This window comes from Faecalicatena contorta (assembly GCF_001404335.1).
In the GTDB taxonomy this organism is placed as follows: Bacteria; Bacillota; Clostridia; order Lachnospirales; family Lachnospiraceae; genus Faecalicatena; species Faecalicatena contortus_B.
Genome location: NZ_CYZU01000016.1, coordinates 19,096 through 39,118 on the forward strand (window position 1 = coordinate 19,096; position 20,023 = coordinate 39,118).

The 20,023-nt window shown below is 40.0% G+C and carries 16 protein-coding genes, 1 tRNA gene and 1 pseudogene; 17 read left to right on the forward strand and 1 reads right to left on the reverse strand.

Features of this window, described 5'->3' with window-relative positions:
• The first annotated feature begins 2 nt into the window (after positions 1 to 2).
• From ARB69_RS09890 to rsmG, 5 genes are all read left to right on the forward strand, one after another.
• Positions 3 to 1,292 carry a YidC/Oxa1 family membrane protein insertase gene (locus tag ARB69_RS09890; RefSeq protein WP_050639213.1) on the forward strand — a complete coding sequence of 430 codons (1,290 nt, stop codon included), beginning with the start codon at positions 3 to 5 and terminating at the stop codon, positions 1,290 to 1,292.
• 31 nt (positions 1,293 to 1,323) lie between these two features.
• Positions 1,324 to 2,187, forward strand: coding sequence for an RNA-binding cell elongation regulator Jag/EloR (jag, locus tag ARB69_RS09895; protein WP_055152839.1), 864 nt, complete (start codon positions 1,324 to 1,326; stop codon positions 2,185 to 2,187).
• Positions 2,188 to 2,374: 187 nt separating this feature from the next.
• Complete coding sequence (gene mnmE, locus ARB69_RS09900) at positions 2,375 to 3,787, forward strand: tRNA uridine-5-carboxymethylaminomethyl(34) synthesis GTPase MnmE (protein WP_055152841.1); 1,413 nt, start codon at positions 2,375 to 2,377, stop codon at positions 3,785 to 3,787.
• Positions 3,753 to 5,645 carry a tRNA uridine-5-carboxymethylaminomethyl(34) synthesis enzyme MnmG gene (gene mnmG, locus ARB69_RS09905; RefSeq protein ID WP_055152842.1) on the forward strand — a complete coding sequence of 631 codons (1,893 nt, stop codon included), beginning with the start codon at positions 3,753 to 3,755 and terminating at the stop codon, positions 5,643 to 5,645. The genes mnmE and mnmG overlap by 35 nt, the downstream gene beginning before the upstream one ends.
• Positions 5,646 to 5,796: 151 nt before the next feature.
• The gene (gene rsmG / locus ARB69_RS09910; protein ID WP_055152844.1) at positions 5,797 to 6,510 is read left to right on the forward strand and encodes a 16S rRNA (guanine(527)-N(7))-methyltransferase RsmG; all 714 of its coding nucleotides are present in this window, start codon (positions 5,797 to 5,799) and stop codon (positions 6,508 to 6,510) included.
• Positions 6,511 to 7,361: 851 nt separating this feature from the next.
• Here the strand turns inward: rsmG and ARB69_RS09915 are convergent.
• A complete protein-coding gene (locus ARB69_RS09915; protein WP_055152926.1) occupies positions 7,362 to 8,330 on the reverse strand; it encodes an alpha/beta fold hydrolase in 969 nt (322 codons plus the stop codon).
• A gap of 1,243 nt (positions 8,331 to 9,573) precedes the next feature.
• Here ARB69_RS09915 and ARB69_RS09920 point away from each other — a divergent pair.
• The 12 genes and pseudogenes from ARB69_RS09920 to ARB69_RS09975 all read left to right on the forward strand — a co-directional run bounded on the left by ARB69_RS09920 (position 9,574) and on the right by ARB69_RS09975 (position 20,008).
• Entirely contained in the window at positions 9,574 to 10,341 is a 768-nt protein-coding gene (locus ARB69_RS09920) for a ParA family protein (protein WP_050639207.1), read from the forward strand.
• Between the two features lie 2 nt (positions 10,342 to 10,343).
• The gene (locus ARB69_RS09925) at positions 10,344 to 11,267 is read left to right on the forward strand and encodes a ParB/RepB/Spo0J family partition protein (protein WP_055152846.1); all 924 of its coding nucleotides are present in this window, start codon (positions 10,344 to 10,346) and stop codon (positions 11,265 to 11,267) included.
• 139 nt (positions 11,268 to 11,406) lie between these two features.
• A complete protein-coding gene (locus ARB69_RS09930; RefSeq protein ID WP_055152848.1) occupies positions 11,407 to 11,931 on the forward strand; it encodes a DUF4446 family protein in 525 nt (174 codons plus the stop codon).
• Between the two features lie 23 nt (positions 11,932 to 11,954).
• The gene (gene serS / locus ARB69_RS09935) at positions 11,955 to 13,241 is read left to right on the forward strand and encodes a serine--tRNA ligase (RefSeq protein ID WP_055152850.1); all 1,287 of its coding nucleotides are present in this window, start codon (positions 11,955 to 11,957) and stop codon (positions 13,239 to 13,241) included.
• 66 nt (positions 13,242 to 13,307) lie between these two features.
• The gene (locus ARB69_RS09940; RefSeq protein WP_055152852.1) at positions 13,308 to 14,183 is read left to right on the forward strand and encodes a DUF3881 family protein; all 876 of its coding nucleotides are present in this window, start codon (positions 13,308 to 13,310) and stop codon (positions 14,181 to 14,183) included.
• Positions 14,184 to 14,435: 252 nt separating this feature from the next.
• Positions 14,436 to 14,512 (forward strand) — tRNA-Arg (locus ARB69_RS09945).
• Between the two features lie 113 nt (positions 14,513 to 14,625).
• Positions 14,626 to 14,886, forward strand: a pseudogene (locus tag ARB69_RS27660) (site-specific integrase); the annotation flags it as partial.
• Between the two features lie 173 nt (positions 14,887 to 15,059).
• Entirely contained in the window at positions 15,060 to 16,019 is a 960-nt protein-coding gene (locus ARB69_RS09955) for an ORF6N domain-containing protein (RefSeq protein ID WP_055152856.1), read from the forward strand.
• Between the two features lie 363 nt (positions 16,020 to 16,382).
• Positions 16,383 to 17,183, forward strand: coding sequence for an EcsC family protein (locus tag ARB69_RS09960; RefSeq protein WP_050639199.1), 801 nt, complete (start codon positions 16,383 to 16,385; stop codon positions 17,181 to 17,183).
• A gap of 161 nt (positions 17,184 to 17,344) precedes the next feature.
• A complete protein-coding gene (locus ARB69_RS09965; RefSeq protein WP_055152858.1) occupies positions 17,345 to 17,941 on the forward strand; it encodes a recombinase family protein in 597 nt (198 codons plus the stop codon).
• A gap of 265 nt (positions 17,942 to 18,206) precedes the next feature.
• Positions 18,207 to 19,088, forward strand: a complete 882-nt coding sequence (locus ARB69_RS09970) for a response regulator (RefSeq protein WP_055152860.1) — start codon at positions 18,207 to 18,209, stop codon at positions 19,086 to 19,088.
• Between the two features lie 314 nt (positions 19,089 to 19,402).
• Complete coding sequence (locus tag ARB69_RS09975) at positions 19,403 to 20,008, forward strand: signal peptidase I (RefSeq protein WP_055152862.1); 606 nt, start codon at positions 19,403 to 19,405, stop codon at positions 20,006 to 20,008.
• Positions 20,009 to 20,023: the final 15 nt, after the last annotated feature.

A 20,023-nucleotide genomic window follows, 5' to 3' on the forward strand; every position in this document is an offset into this window, starting at 1 on the left:
AGATGTATGGAACTTTAGCTGCAGGTTATGCAGACTGGCCAATTATTCATCAGATTTCCTGGCTGCTTGGAAAATTGATGAATGGAATCTACAATGTGTTAGATGGTGTATTTGGGATACAGAATATCGGTATCTGTATCATCCTTTTTACAATCGTTATATATACATTGATGATTCCGCTTACGATCAAACAGCAGAAATGGTCTAAAATGTCTTCGGTTATGAATCCTGAAATTCAGAAGGTTCAGAAAAAGTATGCAAACAAAAAAGACCAGGCTTCCATGCTTAAGCAGCAGGAAGAGATGCAGACTATATATGAGAAGTACGGTACTTCACCTACAGGCGGATGTCTTCCGATGCTGATCCAGATGCCGGTTCTCTTTGCTCTGTATCCGGTTATTCAGAATATACCGAATTATGTTAAGGGTGTTAAAGATGTTTATATGCCGGTTGTAAACCAGATCATGGCAACGGATGGTTTCCAGAAGATCATGGAAAAGATCGGGGAAGCAAAACCTGTACTTATGAGCGCCAAATCTTACGATTATTCACAGGCAGATACACTTGTGAATGCGCTGTATAAATTCCAGGACAGCACATGGAATACTCTGGTGGACAAGATTCCTTCTCTGAAGGATATTGTAGAATCCACCACACAGACAGTAGGACATCTGAACAGTTTTATCGGCATTAACATCGGCGAAGCGCCTTTTACAATGTTAATGGCGGCAATCAAAGATTTTTCGATTTTGGGTATTATATTAGCAGTTATTATCCCGATTATGGCCGGTCTTACACAGTTTATCAGTGTAAAACTGCAGCCGCAGCCACAGGTTGAACCAGGCAATACCATGGCAAACTCCATGAAGACAATGACATACACAATGCCGCTGTTTTCCGTATTCATGGGATTCACACTTCCCGCAGGTCTTGGTCTTTACTGGGCAATCAGTGCAGTTGTAAGATGTGTACAGCAGCTGGCAATCAACAAATATCTTGGCAAAAAGTCAACGGATGAACTGATTGCGGAGAATCAGAAAAAGGCTGCAAAGAAACGTGAGAAAAAGGGAACATCTGCAAAAGAAATCAACAGAATGGCAACAACGAGCACCAGAAATGTAGAAGATAAGAAAAAATCAAAGATATCTGAAGCTGAGCGCGAAGAACGCCTGAAAAATGCAGCACAGTATACAAAAAGTGCGAAGCCGGGCAGTCTTGCTTCTAAGGCCAATATGGTAAGCAAGTATAACAGTGGTCACAGCATAACAGATAAAAAGGATGAAGGTAAGTAGGAGAGTCGGTGTAGAAAGGTAGGGATACAGCATGAACGGTAGTATCAGAGTATCAGCAAAAACATTAGATGATGCGATTACAGAAGCATTGATCCAGTTAGGTGTTACCAGCGACAGGCTTGAATATGAGGTGATTGAAAAAGGAAGCGCCGGATTTCTTGGAATAGGTATGAAACAGGCTGTAATCGAGGCAAGAAGAAAACCGGAGCCTGTAGTGGAAGAACCAAAGGCAGAAGTAAAAGAAGAGAAACCTGAGGTAAAGAAAGAGCCGGCAAGAGAGTTCAAGAAAAAAGAACACTATAAAAAAGAAGTAAAGCAAGAAGCTAAGAATGAGTTTAAGCGTGAATTCAAAAGTGAAGTTAAGAATGAAGTAAAAAAAGATACTGCTAAGACAGAAGCACAGCCTGCAATCAGACATGAAGCAGAGCTTGCAGAAGTAAAAGAGGAAACCAAAAATGCAGTTGAAGCCTTCCTGCGTGATACATTAAATGCAATGGGAATGACCGTAGAGCTGATCTCTGATGTGGATGCCGATGGTGCGCTGGGCGTAGAGATGAAGGGGGAGAATATGGGACTCCTTATTGGAAAGCGCGGACAGACACTGGATGCCCTGCAGTATCTTGCTAACCGGGTTGCCAATAAGCATCAGGACGGTTATGTGCGTGTGAAGCTTGATACAGAGAATTACCGTGCAAGAAGAGAAGAGACACTGAAGAATCTTGCAAAGAATATTGCCTATAAGGTAAAACGTTCTAAGAGACCAGTTTCTCTGGAGCCGATGAATCCTTACGAGAGAAGGATCATACACGCGGCGCTTCAGTCTGACCCTTATGTAACAACACATAGTGAAGGGGAAGAGCCGTACAGAAAAGTAGTTGTTACCTTAAAAAGATAAATGAAATTGAAGCGAAAGAGGACGTTTCCGCTTCACGGATGCTTTCGTGAAGTCGTGAGACGTCTTTTTTAGAAATTTAATTTTATAGGATGGGGTTATTATATTTTAAAAGTTTTAGGATAATATGAGGGACTTTCCGGTTATCCATTTGCCGGAAAATCTCTCAAATGTCATGGGGAGGCTTAGAATGAAAAAAGATACGATTGCCGCGATTTCTACGGGAATGACGAATTCAGGCATTGGGATTGTACGTATCAGCGGTCCGGAAGCATTTGAGGTCATAGACAGGATATATAAAGGGAAGGACAGGCTTTTGGAAGCGGAAAGCCATACCATCCACTATGGATATGTAAAAGATAAACAAGAGACGGTAGATGAAGTACTGGTCATGCTGATGCGTGCCCCTCGTACATTTACCGGTGAGGATACAGTAGAAATCAATTGCCACGGCGGAAATTATGTGGTAAAAAGAGTATTGGAAACGGTCGTTAGGAATGGAGCCAGGCCGGCGGAACCAGGGGAGTTTACAAAGCGAGCATTTTTAAACGGCAAGATGGATTTGTCTCAGGCAGAGGCTGTCATAGATGTAATTACATCTAAAAATGAATATGCTCTGAAAAGTTCTATAAGTCAATTAAAAGGAAGCGTTAAAAATAAAATAGAGGACATAAGAAATAAAATAATATACCAAACGGCGTTTATAGAAACCGCTCTGGATGATCCGGAGCACATAGATATTGATGGTTATGGTGAGAAATTAAAATATGTCATTGATGATATTTTAGTGGACATCAGAAAACTGATTGATTCTTCAGACAGCGGCCGCATCATGAAAGAGGGAATACAGACCGTTATTGCAGGCAAGCCCAATGCGGGCAAATCCTCCCTTCTGAACGTCCTGTCCGGCCGGGAAAGAGCCATTGTAACAGATATTGAGGGAACTACCAGGGATGCCCTGGAAGAGCAAATTCAGATGGGCGGGCTGACCCTGAATATGGTAGACACAGCCGGAATCAGGGAGACGGATGACATCATAGAAAAAATGGGTGTGGATAAGGCCAGAGATTATGTGGAAAATGCGGATTTAATTATCTATGTGGCTGACGCATCAAGACCACTGGATAAGAATGACGAAGACATTATTCAGTTGACTGCAGGAAAAAGATGCATCATATTATTAAATAAATCGGATCTGGAGACAGTTATAACGAAGGAAATCCTGCAAAATACAATAGAAACAGTGTTTAAAAAAATAAAAAATGCAGGAAATTATTCAAAAAACATTCCTATGATTGACATTTCAGCAAAGGAAGAACAAGGCATCCAGGAATTTGAAGAAATACTAAAAACGATGTTCCTGAAGGGAGAAGTATCCTTTAATGACCAGGTATTTATAACGAACATAAGGCAGAAGGCTGCCCTGCAGGCTGCCTGTGAAAGTTTGAATAAAGTAATAGAGAGTATTGAGAACCAGATGCCGGAGGACTTTTTCTCTATAGATCTGATGGATGCATATGAATCACTGGGCAGCATAACCGGAGAAACGATAGGAGAAGATTTAGTAAATGAAATATTCAGCAAATTCTGTATGGGAAAATAAAGACGAATATGATATCGCAGTTGTCGGAGCGGGGCATGCGGGATGCGAAGCGGCGCTGGCTGCGGCAAGGCTGGGATTTAAGACAGTTATATTTACGGTAAGTGTGGACAGTATTGCACTGATGCCGTGCAATCCGAATATAGGAGGCAGTTCCAAAGGGCATCTTGTAAGGGAAGTGGATGCACTTGGCGGTGAGATGGGGAAGGTGATTGACCAGACATTTATCCAGTCCAAGATGCTTAACAAGTCAAAAGGGCCGGCTGTTCATTCCCTGCGTGCTCAGGCGGATAAGGCTAATTATAGCAGGACCATGCGCCAGGTGATTCAAAGTCAGAAGAATCTGGATATACGCCAGATGGAAGTTACAGACATTCTGGCGGAAGAAGGCAGAGTGACCGGAGTCCAGACTTACTCAGGGGCGATATACCGCTGCAAAGCAGTTGTACTTTGTACGGGAACTTACCTGAAGGCAAGATGTATTTACGGAGATATAAGTACGTATACAGGGCCAAACGGGCTGCAGGCCGCAAATCATCTGACTGACAGCCTGAAAGACCTGGGAATTAAGATGTATAGATTTAAGACAGGAACACCTGCCAGAATTGATAAAAATTCTGTAGATTTCAGTAAGATGGAAGAGCAGAAGGGGGATGAGAGAGTCGTACCTTTTTCGTTTACCACGGATCCTGAGAAGGTACAGATTGAACAGGCGTCCTGCTGGCTTACCTACACAAATGAAAAGACACATGAAATTATCAGGGCAAACCTGGACCGTTCGCCGTTGTACTCCGGTATGATTGAGGGAACAGGGCCCAGATATTGCCCGTCCATTGAGGATAAAGTTGTAAAATTTGCGGATAAAAACAGGCATCAGGTGTTCATAGAACCCGAGGGGATCGAGACAAATGAAATGTATGTCGGTGGCATGTCCAGTTCCCTGCCGGAAGATGTTCAATATGCCATGTACCGCAGCGTGCCCGGATTGGAACATGTTAAGATTGTCAGAAATGCTTATGCAATTGAATATGATTGTATTGATGCAAGACAGCTGAAAAGCACGCTGGAGTTTAAAAATGTGGAGGGCCTTTTCAGCGGAGGACAGTTTAACGGAAGTTCAGGTTATGAAGAAGCGGCGGCCCAGGGACTGGTAGCCGGAATCAATGCGGCAAGAAAACTGCAGGGAAAAGAGGGAATCGTCATCGACCGTTCACAGGGATATATAGGGGTTCTCATAGATGATCTCGTGACAAAAGAGAGCCGCGAGCCTTATCGTATGATGACATCAAGAGCGGAATACCGTCTGCTGCTGAGGCAGGACAATGCCGATCTGCGCCTGACAAAGATTGGTTACGAAGTCGGCCTGGTAGGCGAGGAGCGGTATCAAAGCCTTGTGAAAAAAGAAAAAATGATAGAAGAGGAAATCAAAAGGGTTGAACATACGAATATAGGAACATCGGATGATGTACAAAGTCTTCTGAAGTCTTACGGGAGCACACCGCTCACATCAGGAACAACACTGGCAGAGCTGATCCGCCGCCCGGAGCTGTCGTACGAATCATTGGCTTCCATAGACAGACAGAGAAAAGAACTTCCATTTGATGTAGTTGAACAGGTAAATATTAATATTAAATATGACGGGTATATCCGCCGCCAGCAGAGGCAGGTGGAACAATTCAAAAAGCTGGAAAGCAAAATCATCCCGGATGATCTGGATTACAATGAAGTCAAGAGTCTGCGGATCGAAGCAAAACAGAAACTAACTGAAATGCGTCCGTCATCCATAGGGCAGGCCTCCAGAATATCAGGAGTATCACCTGCAGATATTTCTGTGCTTTTAGTCTATCTTGAAAGCAGATAAGAAGTATCTGAGAGTTACTGTGCACGCCCGTAGGGGGGCACAGTAACATCTGAGAATGAATGATAATATAAAGATATTTCATTCTCAGGTATAAATTTGAAAGTAAGCGATGGTTTACAAAGTAGTATAGTCATTTACCGGGAGAAAATGTATGGAAAATAAATTTGAAAGTCAGCTGTTAGACTTGAATATCGAGTTAAGTGAAAAACAAAAACAGCAGTTCCAGAGATATTATGAATTACTGACTGAGTGGAACAAAGTCATGAATTTGACAGGGATTACCGAATATGACGAAGTTAATGAGAAACATTTTGTTGACAGCCTCTCTATAGTAAAAGCTATTGATATAGATAACATTAAAACAGTGATAGATATAGGAACCGGAGCAGGTTTTCCAGGTCTTCCTTTAAAAATAGTTTATCCACATCTGCATGTAGTTTTATTGGATTCTTTAAACAAAAGGGTAAAGTTTCTTAACACAGTAATAGAGGAACTGAAACTGGAAGATATAGAGACGCTCCATGGCAGAGCAGAAGACTACGCAAGACAGACGGATTATAGGGAGAAGTTTGATTTGTGTGTATCAAGAGCGGTGGCAAACTTATCAACATTGAGTGAGTACTGTATACCATATATACGGGTGGGGGGTATATTTATATCCTATAAATCCGGTAATATAGAGGAGGAATTGCAGGCATCTCAAAAAGCAGTAAAAATGCTGGGAGGAAAAACAGAAGAAACAGTAAAATTCCAGCTTCCGGGAACAGAAATAGGTAGATCGTTCGTAACGATAAAAAAAATAGAGGCGACCAAGAAAAAATATCCCCGAAAAGCAGGTCTGCCCTCAAAAGAGCCGATTTTGTAGCGGGGAGGTTTTTGGGATGGTAGGGGGACGCCCTTTGTGAGCCGGCAGAGGGAGGATCAAGGATGTGGAAGGGGATTGCGGTGTGGGGAAGGATGGACGCACTGGAGGGAGGTATACCGGTGTTTTCTGATACCGGCCGTTTAGCCTAGTTTCCGTAAGGATAAAATAGAAAAATCTGATGGAACCATCGACATGCAGCCTCAAATCTGATGATTTGAGGCCTTAGTCGCTTCAAACTTTGCTTGGTAAAGCAAAGTTTGTCCATCAGTTTTTTTATTTTATCCTAACGGAAACACGGCACACTTAGAGGCATCAGAAAACACCGGTATACCTCCCTCCAGTGTGTCCATCCTTCCCCACACCGCAATCCCCTTCCACATCCTCGATCCTCCCCCTGCCGGCTCACAAAGGGCTATGCGCTACCTCCGGGAAAAACATGCTGCGAAAATCGGTGGGAGTGTGGATAAGTATGAAGATTTTGGGAGGAGAAGGGAATAATTAATTTGAAATTTAAGATTATAAGTAAGACGGAAGATGACTGCTTTCGTAACCAAACGGATACCATCTGATTGGATGAACCAAGTTTCTGAGGAGGGGAATAGGGGCTGGTTGGATGCGTCTTTTGTGGGATTACTGGCGCTTTATCAAAAAAGACTCTGACATGCGGACTTTCACCAGGACCACAAGTCCTGGTGAAAAGCGGACCCGCAGCGAGTATGCATCGGCATACTCGTGAGTGTCCGCGGTGTCCGTCATGTCAGAGTCTTATTTGATATAGCGCCAGTTATCCCACAATTCCGTATCCAACCAGCCCCTATTCCCCTCCTCAGAAACGTCCCCCTTCACCCAACTCAGATATCCCCCTCGATATCAAATAGGATGCGGATTTGGTCTATGAATTCTTTTGGAGATTCCATCTGCGGCAAGTGTTTTGTTTTGTCTATTCCGATAATCTCTATAGATGGCAGTTGGTTCTGATATTGATTTGCTGTGAGCCCGTTTTCAGGGTTGGCATTTCCTACTATGATGAATATGCTGTTGGTAAGGCCTTTGAGGCAGTGCATTACGTTTGCATTTGTAAAACGGGATTTCATGCTTGCGTATAAATATTTTGAGCGGGTATTGGATTTGTGCGAAGACTCGAAACAGGTCATGATACTTCTTTCTTCGATTTTATTTTGATCGTAGTAATATTGTGACCGGAAACTGTCTTCAATGGTTCTTTTGTTAATGAGCATATTGTAAGCAAATGTTCCTATGATCGGTGCGCTTATTAAGTGGCGCAGTAATTTCGTGCGTTTTGTTGGTATCTTTGCCAGTGTAACCAGGTTTTGCGGATTGACCAGCATGACTTTGTCTATGACTGTGTTGTCATTTGCACATGCCATTAAAACAAAGGTTCCGGATTCACCGGTTGCTATTACATCTGTCTTATTGCAAATAATGTGCTTGATAAAGTCTGTGACCAATTGTACGTATAAATAATTGGTATATGTAAGATTTGGCTTGTCCGAGCGGCCGCATCCCAGCAGATCAATGGTGTAGACTGTGTTAGTCTGAGATAAAGTTTCTATAATTTTATTCCATTCATAGGATGAACTAATAACGTTCAGGTCATGAATTAATAAAATTGGAGAACCGCTTCCTTGTTTAGTGTAGAATATACGGCCGAATCTCCAATCATAATATTTTTCATCTTTATGGTATAATAAGTTATCTATTGTGGAAATGTAATAAACCAGTCTATTGACAACATGCATCATCCCGGCAGCGGTGCCTCCAAGAAGAGCGCATGTTGTGAGTTTTTTCTTCCAACTCACCATGTTTCACCTCTTTCTGAATTTCTACTTATCATTATACTACACTGGAGGGGGCATGTAAATTTATTTGGCTAAATTTATGGAATTATATTGGAGGACGCCAGAATGGAACGGTGCGCCAGCTGCATCGCTGGGAACTTACGTGTCCATTTCTGGAGCGGTCCGTTTGCCAAGACTTACTAGATGAAAAGTACATCGGATTGGAAGGCACCGGCGGCATTCACCACGCAATTTTGATGAATTGCGCGGCTCAGGCCGCCTTAAAATCTGCTTTGGTGAGCAGATTTTATCCTTCCAATCCGATGTACTTTTCATCAAGTAAGTCTATGGCGCACTCTATGCTTCCAGAAATGGACACGTAAGTTCCCAGCGATGCAGCTGGCGCACCGTTCCATTCTGGCTGGTTCATCAAATCGGTAGATAAATTTAGTTGTGTGAGTTTTACGGGGGAGTCGGATGGTGATAGGTTAGATAGTATGGATATAAGACAGTTCAGAAAAAAATGTTTAGAAATGAAGGGGGGAGTAGTTTTTAAATGGATTGTAAGAATAAAAAAATTGTGAGGGTATTAGATAATGTTTATTACTTTATTGAAATAGATAATTAGTTTACACAATTTAAATGTAAATTATGAATTTGTGCATTTATACTGGTTCGATGTTTCACGTGAAACATTTATGCTGTTATCTACTATTTTGTTTTAAACTACAGCTTTGATGGGGATTCGTTTATAGGACATGAATTAGGGGATTCCTTTAAGTTGTACTTTATATTGGGACTTGGCTGTAAATGCGTACATAGGAATGGAAGCTACAGGATACCCCTTGGTTATACCTTGTTTTGCAGCTGATTTATAGAACCCTTTTTGAGTCATAACTTAAGATATAATTTTGTGGAATGATATACCTTGTTTTTTTGTTATACCACAGATTTACTTAAAAGGTATGAATTGTGGTATGACTCTTTGAATATAACTTTATTTTGTTATTTTACTTCAGTGACGTCTGTTAGGAAAAAAACATAGAATGCCCTTTAATTGTAAATTATTTTTATCTATGTGACAGGTTTTTATAAATATATAAGTTATGGAAAATATTTGGTACAGTTTTTTTTGTTTTATTAACATTGATAACATAGAATTTTTATTTTTATTAAAAATTCTATGTTTCACGTGAAACATTATATAGATATGCAGAGAAAAAAGTGATATAATAGTGAAGTGTTCAATGAAAGGAGTACAAATATGGGAAGAATTATAGCAATTGCAAACCAAAAGGGTGGTGTGGGTAAGACTACAACGGCTATTAATCTATCATCTTCACTTGCTGGACTGGGACAAAAGGTTCTGGCTCTGGATATGGATCCTCAAGGGAATATGACGAGTGGGCTTAGTGTGAATAAAAATGAAGTTGAAAACACTGTATATGATTTGATTATCGGTGGCGCCGGAATTGAGGAATGTATTTGCAGAGAAGTTTTTGATAATCTTGATGTTCTTCCATCTAATATAGACTTGTCAGCAGCGGAAATTGAATTGATTGGTGTTGATAACAAGGAATATATTATTAAAAATGAAATTGAAAAAGTTAAGGATGATTATGATTTTGTGATTATTGATTGTCCGCCTGCATTGAGCATGCTTACAATTAATGCTATGACAACGGCTGATTCTGTACTTGTACCTATTCAGTGTGAATATTATGCACTGGAAGGGTTGAGCCAATTGGTACATACGATTGAACTGGTACAGGAAAGGCTGAATCCATCACTGGAAATAGAAGGTGTTGTATTTACTATGTATGATGCCAGAACTAATCTTTCTTTACAGGTAGTCGAGAATGTGAAAGATAACTTAGATCAGAATATATACAAGACTATAATACCGAGGAATATCCGTTTGGCAGAAGCACCCAGCTACGGGATGCCTATTAATTTATATGATCCAAAGTCTGCAGGAGCAGAGAGTTATATGATGTTAGCAGAAGAAGTGATTAATAAAGGAGAGGAATAAGAATGGCAGTAAAAAGAAATGGACTCGGAAAAGGTTTGGACAGTCTGATTCCCGATAGAAGTGATAAGACCGTAAAAAAGCCTGTAAAGCAAGAAAACGTAACACAGCCAGAAAAGCAGGGAGTAGTAAATGAATCTGGCGAAATGTTGGTGAAAATCAATCAAGTAGAACCAAACAGGGAGCAGCCTCGAAAAGATTTTGATGAAGATGCTCTTCTTGAACTTGCGGACTCTATAAAGCAATTCGGCATTTTACAGCCTTTGGTTGTACAGAAAAAAAAGGATTATTATGAAATTATTGCAGGTGAGAGAAGATGGCGGGCAGCAAAACTTGCGGGCTTAAAGGAAATACCTGTGATTATAAAAAATTATACTGACCAGGAAATCGTTGAAATATCTTTGATTGAGAATATTCAGAGAGAAAACCTGAATCCTATTGAGGAGGCCATGGCCTATAAACGTCTGCTGGAAGAATTCAGCCTGAAACAGGATGAAGTTGCAGAAAGGGTATCAAAGAGCCGAACAGCGGTAACAAACTCTATGCGTCTTTTAAAACTAAGTGAAAAAGTACAGAGAATGATTGTAGATGACATGATTACTACAGGACATGCCAGGGCTCTGCTTGCTATAGACGATGAAGAACAGCAGTATATGCTTGCAAATAAGATATTCGACGAGAAATTAAGTGTCCGGGAGACCGAAAAACTGGTTAAGGCCTTAAAAAATCCAAAAAAAGAGCAAAAAATTGAAAAGGTTGAACACACATTTATCTATGATAATCTGGAAGAAAAGATGAAAAATATTATTGGTACAAAGGTAAATGTGAGTCCAAAAGCAAATGGAAAAGGAAAGATTGAGATCGAGTATTATTCAGAAGATGAACTCGAACGTATATTCGATTTAATTATGTCTATAAGAAACGAATAAGTTGTAATAAATTAAAATACACACTATTGTGCCGCTTATCATAATATGGGGAAATGTCAGCATAATAAACAGTGATGGCAATAGATTGGTAAATTTGGCGGTAAAAGGGGATACATAATTTAATAAGGAGGAAGTGGGTATGGAAAATACTATTTTAAGTAATATTGGACTAGATCCTGTGTATTTGATTATACTTTTGTTTTTAATCCAGGTTCTGTTATTTGTAATGTTAATAAGTGTAAATATGAAGTACAATAGGCTAAAAACCAGTTATTCTTCGTTTATGAAGGGAAAAGATGGAAAGAATCTAGAAGAGAGTATGCTTACAAGATTTTCGGAGCTTGATGAAATTGCAGAAATCGCTAAAAAAAATCAAATAGATATACAGGATATTTATAAAAAAATGAAGCTACATTATCAGAAAATTGGCATTGTAAAATACGATGCTTTCCATGAAATGGGGGGGAATCTAAGTTTTGCGCTGACTATGCTGGATGAAAATGATAATGGATGGATATTAAATGCAATGCACAGCAGGGAAGGCTGTTATACTTATATTAAAGAAGTTGTAAAAGGGCAGAGCTATATTGAGCTGGCAGAGGAAGAATCAGAGTCACTGGAAAGAGCTATATTCCAGGAAGCATATGATTTGAATAAAAGATAGAGAGGAAAAGAGGAGAAGATACCATGTTAGATATTAAATTTGTGAGAAGTAACCCTGAAGCTGTAAAACAAAATATTAAGAATAAATTCCAGGATGAAAAATTGCCTTTGGTTGATGAAGTTTTAGAACTGGATCAAAAAAACCGGGATATTAAGCAGGAAGTGGAGGCATTAAGAGCCGAAAAGAATAAAATTTCAAAAGAGATCGGTGCTCTGATGGCACAGGGAAAGAAAGAGGAAGCAGCAGTCCTTAAACAGAAAGTAGCAGAAAATGCAGACAGAATGGAAGCACTCTCTGCAGAAGAAAAAGAAGTAGAAGAAAATATCAGGAAGATCATGATGATTATTCCAAACATAATTGATCCATCCGTACCAATTGGAAAAGACGACAGTGAGAATGTAGAGGTTGAGAGATACGGAGAGCCATTTGTGCCGGACTTCGAAATACCTTACCATACAGAAATTATGGAACGTTTTAACGGCATAGACCTGGACAGCGCAAGGCGTGTTGCCGGGAATGGATTTTATTATCTGATGGGAGACATAGCACGTCTTCATTCTTCCGTGATTTCCTATGCAAGAGACTTTATGATCGACAGGGGATTCACCTACTGTGTGCCTCCTTTTATGATTCGCAGCAATGTCGTGACAGGCGTTATGAGCTTTGCAGAGATGGATGCCATGATGTACAAGATCGAGGGCGAAGACCTCTATCTGATTGGGACAAGCGAGCACTCCATGATCGGAAAATTCATCGACACACAGCTGCAGGAAGCAGAGCTTCCGCAGACACTGACAAGTTACTCCCCATGTTTCAGAAAAGAAAAAGGGGCGCACGGAATTGAAGAGCGCGGTGTATATCGTATACATCAATTTGAAAAACAGGAAATGATTGTTGTATGCAAACCGGAAGACAGTATGGAATGGTATGATAAGCTATGGAAGAATACGGTAGATTTATTCCGATCTCTGGATGTGCCGGTGCGTACACTGGAGTGCTGCTCAGGAGACCTTGCTGACTTAAAAGTGAAATCCGTGGATGTAGAAGCATGGTCCCCGCGGCAGAAAAAATATTTTGAAGTAGGAAGCTGCTCTAATTTGGGCGATGCACAGGCAAGAAGGCTGGGAATACGTGTAAAGGGTGATAAGACAAAATACTTTGCACATACACTGAATAATACGGTAGCAGCTCCGCCAAGAATGCTGATTGCATTTCTGGAAAATAACCTCCAGGCAGACGGCTCCGTAAAAATACCGGAGGCGCTCCGCCCATATATGGGAGGGAATGCAGTGATAACTCCGAAAAATTAACGGATTCATGAATATATATTAGAAAATAGTATTAAGATAATATAGTACTATAATTTGGAGAATATTATGCATCAATATCTGAAAGCAATTGGATTTAACAACCTGAAGACAAAGAAAGATATAAAAGAACTGTTGAATCAGGTAGAAACTACTTTTACACATCAGACAATCGTATCTTATCAGAATTGGGCAGATTACTGTGAATTTCAGAAGGAATACGGACAAAATGTGGGGATAACTTTGTGCGGTGAACTGGATGAATTTGAAAATTTCGATGCAGATTATTATTTTCCATATTTTGAGGGGAGCGGTGTAACCACATACGCTGATGTTATTGTAGAAAAAAGAATCGAGAAGGAAGAGTATGTGGGAATATGTGAGGATCCGAAAGTCGGTATCAGCCTTATCTTCCATCTGCAGAATGGAATCGAGTATATGAGGGAGCGCCAGCTTGGCATTGCAACCGAGCTGGCAGTCTCAGTTACTTTTTCAGGGCTGGCACTTTCAGGAAAGATTCTATTTCCGGTAAGAAAGAGTGAAGATCAGCTGAAAAATGAAAAAGAGGCATCGGATAACAGAAAGCTTCTGCTTAATGCAGCTAGAAGCGGCGACCAGACGGCAATAGAAACCCTTACTCTGGATGATATCGATACATATTCCAAAGTATCCCGCAGGCTGATAAATGAAGATATATTTACGATAGTAGATACATACTTTATGCCATACGGTGTGGAATGTGATTTGTACTCTATTATGGGGGAGATACTTGCAGTTAGAAAGAGAGAGAACACGCTGACTAAAGAACCTTTGTATCAGATGAAGCTGGATGTAAATGAGATGCAGTTTGATGTATGCGTACCCGTAAATGAGGTTATGGGAGAACCCGAAATCGGCAGGAGGTTTAAGGGTACAATCTGGTTACAGGGATATATCAATTTCTAAGTATGCGACCGATACTACCCCGGATGAAGGATAGAAAAAATATAAAAATATTTGGAAAATAAGTTGAGTATTTTTTAAATTTATGTTATATTATAAATTGTGTTTTGACACTTATTTTATATTGTGGATAAATTCATAACAGAATTGCAAAGTAGTAGTATATGTATTTCCATATGCCTATTGGGGGAAATATGATACAATGCTGCTAATTAGTAAAGGACAATAACTTGAATTAAATATAGATTATGAAATGTTTCTGTAGCTCAGCAGGATAGAGCGTCCGCCTCCTAAGCGGAAGGCCAGCGGTTCGAATCCGCTCAGGAACGCCAACAACCCCGCCGAAAGCCCTGTAAAAACAAGGTTTTCGGCGTTCCTTATTTTATAAGAAAAATTGAACTTATCATAATGTGCGATTAGCAGGAGCGCCTTTTGCTAATCAATCCTTCCCAAAACGGTTGCCGAGATGCTTCAGAAACTGTTTGAGAAAAATCGAAAACCTCAAGGAGCCGTTCGGAGAGAAATCTATAGACTACAATCTGGAATTTACTTCTTCCTGCGGCAGACCGATAGAAGGGCAGAATATCAATTGGGTGCTAAAAAACTGATTGATAATTATTTACCGCTTGTTGTGTTTCACAGTTTCCGCCATTCCAGTATCACTTATAAGCTGAAATCAAATGGTGGAGACATGAAGTCTGTACAGGAGAAGTAGAAAAGATTGCCCCTCTTCTTTATGGATTTGTGTGGTGAAAAGTCTGCTGCATGGTATAATGGATTTGTTGAGAAAAGCGTTTAAGGTCACAGGCTGTTACCTTAAAGCAGATTATACATAGAACTTGAAATGCCAATTTGGCATTTCAAGTTTAGGAGGATATAATGGCAACACAAGAGAAAAAAGAAGTTTTGTCACAAAATGAGGTAGAAGTACCTATGGTAGAAATTGTGCAGCCTGGTATTGAAAAATTGATATATGTAATTCGTGATAAACAGGTCATGGTAGACAGTGATTTAGCCATACTTTATCAGGTTGAAACAGGAGCGTTGAACAGAGCTGTAAAAAGAAATATAAAGAGATTTCCAGAAGATTTTAGATTTCAGCTTACCGTGGAGGAATATGAAAATTTGAAATGTCAATCTGGTATTTCAAGCATGAGAGAAAGTGGATATGGTGGACGAAGAACTTTACCTTATGTCTTTAACGAACAGGGAATATCCATGCTTGCCAGTGTACTTCATAGTGAAGTTGCCGTAAATGTAAGTATCGGTATTATGAGGGCTTTTGTAGAGATGCGTCGTTTTATTGCTAACAATGCCTTGCTCTTTGAGCGTATCAGCAATGTAGAGTTAAAGCAGTTGGAATACCAGAAGCAGACCGATGAAAAATTAGAGCAGATATTTGAGTACATATCCGAATATGAAGAAGCCAGTCAAAAGATATTCTTTGACGGGCAGATTTATGATGCGTTCAGCTTAATTGTCAGCCTGATACAAAAGGCAGAAAAGCAAATTACGCTGATCGACGGATATGTGGATGTAGGCACATTGAATTTACTCTCTAAGAAAAATAAAAATGTTGCCGTAACAATCTATACGCAGAAACGAACAAAACTTACAAAAATGGATAAAAAAAATTTTAATGCACAGTACCCGACTTTAGAAGTGAAATATACAAAGGTATTCCATGACCGTTTCTTAATTCTTGACAGGGAAACCGCTTACCATGTGGGAGCATCCTTAAAGGATGCAGGCAAAAAATGTTTTGGTATTAACCTCATTCAAGATGCGGGGATTATCAAAGATATATTGCAGCGGTTAGAACTGGAAACGGAAGAATGATGATGAATCAAATAATATTGACTTAGGTACAACTCCTTTCTGGTGGATGTGGTCGCTATACTTACGGACAGCATTGGCCCGAAACAATATATCAAAAAAATGAGAAGTCGTGATCTAGAGCTTAACAGCAACTGGGGTACAATTTGTACTCCAGTTGAAATGATTGCAGTAGACGGAAAAAAAGAAAAATACAAGCGGCTACTATAAAAGGAGTATTAAGACTTATTCAGTCATCCTGTCTGTTTATTGCTGTTAACCGAGGAAGACAGCCTGTCTTTTATACGGGAAGAGTAAATAAGGTACGGTTCCAGAAGAAGATACGTGGGGGCTAAGAAATTTATCTTTTAGGGAGGAAAGCCGGTTATGGGGATATTTCAGAAAAAAAGTCCTTTTGAAAAAGAATGGGACAAACTGGAGCGGAAAGAATCAGTTTTTTTAAAAGGACGTCAGGAAAAGAAAGATACTCTTCTGAATCAAAAACTGGCGGAGAAAGTTCCAGAAAAATTGCAGCACACTCTGGATATAGCTTTTGCCAAAGCATTTATGCTGATTTTTGAAAAAGGAACGGCAGCGATTGAAAAGACATATAAAAAAGAGGATTTAGAAAAGGCCTACAAAGTCAATCAATATGCGGATGAAGTACGGCAGAACCGCAGTTCCCTGCGTGCTTTTTCCAGAAAAGCGGACTTTGTGGGGGCGAAGAATTTAGTGATCTCCGGGGTTTCCGGGATAGGACTTGGAGCTTTGGGAATCGGCCTGCCTGACATTCCTCTCTTTACGGGCCTGATATTAAAGAACATTTACGAGACTGCAATCAGTTACGGTTACGATTATGACTCTGAAGAGGAACGATATTTTATACTGCTGCTGATTCAGGGAGCCGTTTCTTATGGTGAGATGATGCACGAACTGGACTGCAGGGTGAATGCATATATTGAAAAAGAGCAGCTGCCGGAAGATTACAGCAGGGAAATGGAAATTGAAGAGACTGCAGGATTATTATCAAAAGAACTACTGTATATGAAGTTTCTGCAGGGAATCCCAATTGTGGGAGTTGTAGGCGGCGCCTATGATGTAGTCTACATGAAGCGGGTATCTTCTTATGCCAACTTGAAATATTGGAGGCGGTTTCTGACCCGAAAAAATAAAATTGAGGGTAAATAAAAAGAAAATTGTTTATGACAGACGAGAGAAAAGAATATGTTACGATTCACGGCCTTTGAGCCGTGCAAAGTAGCAAGAATATGGCAGAGCTGACCGGAAAAGGATGGAAATGCTTGGCGCTGGGGATGTGATCATGTATAATTTTCACAGGAGGAAACAATATGTCAGCGCAGACTTATGGATATATCCGGGTATCGTCTAAAGATCAGAATGAGCAGCGCCAGGTAATTGCTATGAATGAGTTTGGTATCCCGGATTCAAAAATCTATATGGATAAACAATCGGGCAAGGATTTTAACCGCCCTCAATATAAACGTCTTATTCGTAAACTTAGGACGGGAGATACTCTTGTTGTCAAGAGCATAGACAGACTCGGAAGGAATTATGATGAGATACTTGAGCAATGGCGGATTATCACAAAAAAGATGCATGTAGGAATCGTGGTAATGGATATGCCTCTACTGGATACCAGGCACGAAAATGACCTGACAGGGACGCTTATTTCAGATATAGTTCTGCAGCTATTGAGTTATGTGGCACAGACAGAGCGGGAAAATATAAGAAAACGGCAGAGGGAAGGAATTGCAGCGGCTAAAGCCCGGGGCGTACATATGGGAAGGCCGCAGATTAAGATTCCGGAAGAATTTTATAGTTTGAAAGAGCGTTATATACATGGGGAGATAACCTGTCGTCAGGCTGCGGGAAATTTAGGGGTATCTGCCACAACATTCCTCAGATGGACGAAAAACAGTTGTTAACTATAAATATAAATTAATAAATAACATATGCATCAAATAGTGATACTTCCTTGCTTATTAGTAAAAAGTATAGTATGATTTATTAAAAAAAATGCGTTGTAAAAAAAGGTACACCTTTAGTTACAACATTAATTTGGAAAAAATACCCAATTAAAAAAAGGCCGTCCGTTGGGATAGCCTAAAAAGTGTGTTTTTTTATAAGTAACTAAAGGTGTACCTTTCGTAACTTGTATGTAAACAGATAAAGTCGTGAGGGGGGATATGTGTGCAAATTGATCATTCAGGAATTATAAAAGGTGCTGAACATGCGGCGGGTTACGCAGAAGATCTAAGAATTGTTGCGATTGATAATGATCCCATATCGCTCAAACAGATCGGAGACTTAATAACGCAGATGGATGGAGTAAAGTATCAAAGAGGGTTTCTGGATGTTTTGGATGGGATTGCCTACATAAAAGAGCAGAGAGTGGATTTAGTCTTTATAGCAATATCGATGTACAGTGACCAGGGGATTATAGTGGCGCGTCAGCTAGAAGAAATGAATCCGCCGCCCGCCATTGCTTTTGTAACGTGGAGGCGTGATTATTCCTATGACGCATGGAAAACGAATGCGGTGGACTATATTCTGAAGCCAGTCAAAATAGAGGATTTGGTGCGTACGGTCGGGAGGGCAAGATATTATAAACTGTTTAAAGAGATAGAAGAAAGAAAAAATGTCTCCAAAAAACAGATTGTAATGAAATGCTTCCCATCCTTTGATGTTTTTGTAGACGGAGAGATTGTGGAATTCACTTATGCGAAAGTAAAAGAGTTATTAGCATTTCTTGTGTACCAACAGGGAAACTGGTGTACTATAGACCAGATTGTATTTTCTGTATTAGAAAAACAGACAGAAAAAAGCGGGAAACAATATTATCGGACACTTATGCACAGGTTGAAGAATGTGCTTGAGAGATATGGGATACAATTCATACTTGAAACAGGATACGGCAGGGCCAGGATTAAATCTCTACATTTTACCTGTGAATATTATGAATACCTGAAAGGAAAAAGAGATTTATTCCAGGGGACTTTTATGGGAACTTATTTATGGGCAGAGGATGCCAATGCTTTTATGACGAGAGAAAGCAACCGGGTAGTTGAGTAAATGCAAGCTGATATAATTAGCCAGATTTGCTGAAAAATTCTGGTGTGATTCGAAAAGAATTTGGCGGGATGAAAAAAAATTGTTTTTTATGAAATATCTATAACTTAGAGTAACGGTTGAGTAACGGTGCCTATTGTATAATATGAAAGAGGGAGTCGTTATTCATTTTTAAATAGTTTTAATTTACGGTATCCTTCATAGGGGTACCGTTTTTTTACCTTAAAAGGATCTGATAATTGAGGGGTTGGGGAGTTCAAGTGGGCTTGCCCACTTTGTTATTTTAGTAAATCTATAAAGAGAGGACTTACATAATTATGGAACGGCAAAAGAAAAAAAGAGGACTGGTTGGTACTATTATAGGCATTATATTATGCATTATTTTAATTCCGATTATTATCATCAATATAATTTTAATTGTTAACACATATATTCACCCGGAAAATATACCGGGAGTGTTTGGAATGCGTCCGGTAATTGTACTTTCTGGTTCGATGGAACCGGAATTCATGTCCGGTGACCTGATATTTATACAAGACGGAGATGTAGAACAATTAAAAGAAGGCGATATTATATGCTATATGGAAGACGGAGCTGCAGTGACTCATCGGATTGAAGCAGTGACCGAAGAAAACGGAGCTGTTCGTTATACTACACGAGGGGATGCCAATAATACAGACGACCAGAAGCAGGTAGAACAAAGTCAGATACAGGGCATTTATAAGGGCAGAAAAATCTCAGGGGCAGGCGATGCGGTCATGTTTATGCAGTCGACTACAGGAATGATCCTTTTTATTGTATGCCCTATAGTCCTTTTGATTCTGTGGGATATCATATATAGAAGAAAAATAGACAAAGAGGAACGAGAAGAAAGAGGGCGTCTTGAGAAGGAATTGGAAGAGCTGCGAAAAGCGCAGAAGTAAGTAAGATGTATTTCA

Excerpts from the sequence above, each read along its gene's own strand:
- ARB69_RS09890 (WP_050639213.1), top strand. The coding sequence starts at position 3 with ATGTATGGAACTTTAGCTGCAGGTTATGCAGACTGGCCAATTATTCAT.
- jag (WP_055152839.1), top strand. The coding sequence starts at position 1,324 with ATGAACGGTAGTATCAGAGTATCAGCAAAAACATTAGATGATGCGATT.
- mnmE (WP_055152841.1), top strand. The coding sequence starts at position 2,375 with ATGAAAAAAGATACGATTGCCGCGATTTCTACGGGAATGACGAATTCA.
- mnmG (WP_055152842.1), top strand. The coding sequence starts at position 3,753 with ATGAAATATTCAGCAAATTCTGTATGGGAAAATAAAGACGAATATGAT.
- rsmG (WP_055152844.1), top strand. The coding sequence starts at position 5,797 with ATGGAAAATAAATTTGAAAGTCAGCTGTTAGACTTGAATATCGAGTTA.
- ARB69_RS09920 (WP_050639207.1), top strand. The coding sequence starts at position 9,574 with ATGGGAAGAATTATAGCAATTGCAAACCAAAAGGGTGGTGTGGGTAAG.
- ARB69_RS09925 (WP_055152846.1), top strand. The coding sequence starts at position 10,344 with ATGGCAGTAAAAAGAAATGGACTCGGAAAAGGTTTGGACAGTCTGATT.
- ARB69_RS09930 (WP_055152848.1), top strand. The coding sequence starts at position 11,407 with ATGGAAAATACTATTTTAAGTAATATTGGACTAGATCCTGTGTATTTG.
- serS (WP_055152850.1), top strand. The coding sequence starts at position 11,955 with ATGTTAGATATTAAATTTGTGAGAAGTAACCCTGAAGCTGTAAAACAA.
- ARB69_RS09940 (WP_055152852.1), top strand. The coding sequence starts at position 13,308 with ATGCATCAATATCTGAAAGCAATTGGATTTAACAACCTGAAGACAAAG.
- ARB69_RS09955 (WP_055152856.1), top strand. The coding sequence starts at position 15,060 with ATGGCAACACAAGAGAAAAAAGAAGTTTTGTCACAAAATGAGGTAGAA.
- ARB69_RS09960 (WP_050639199.1), top strand. The coding sequence starts at position 16,383 with ATGGGGATATTTCAGAAAAAAAGTCCTTTTGAAAAAGAATGGGACAAA.
- ARB69_RS09965 (WP_055152858.1), top strand. The coding sequence starts at position 17,345 with ATGTCAGCGCAGACTTATGGATATATCCGGGTATCGTCTAAAGATCAG.
- ARB69_RS09975 (WP_055152862.1), top strand. The coding sequence starts at position 19,403 with ATGGAACGGCAAAAGAAAAAAAGAGGACTGGTTGGTACTATTATAGGC.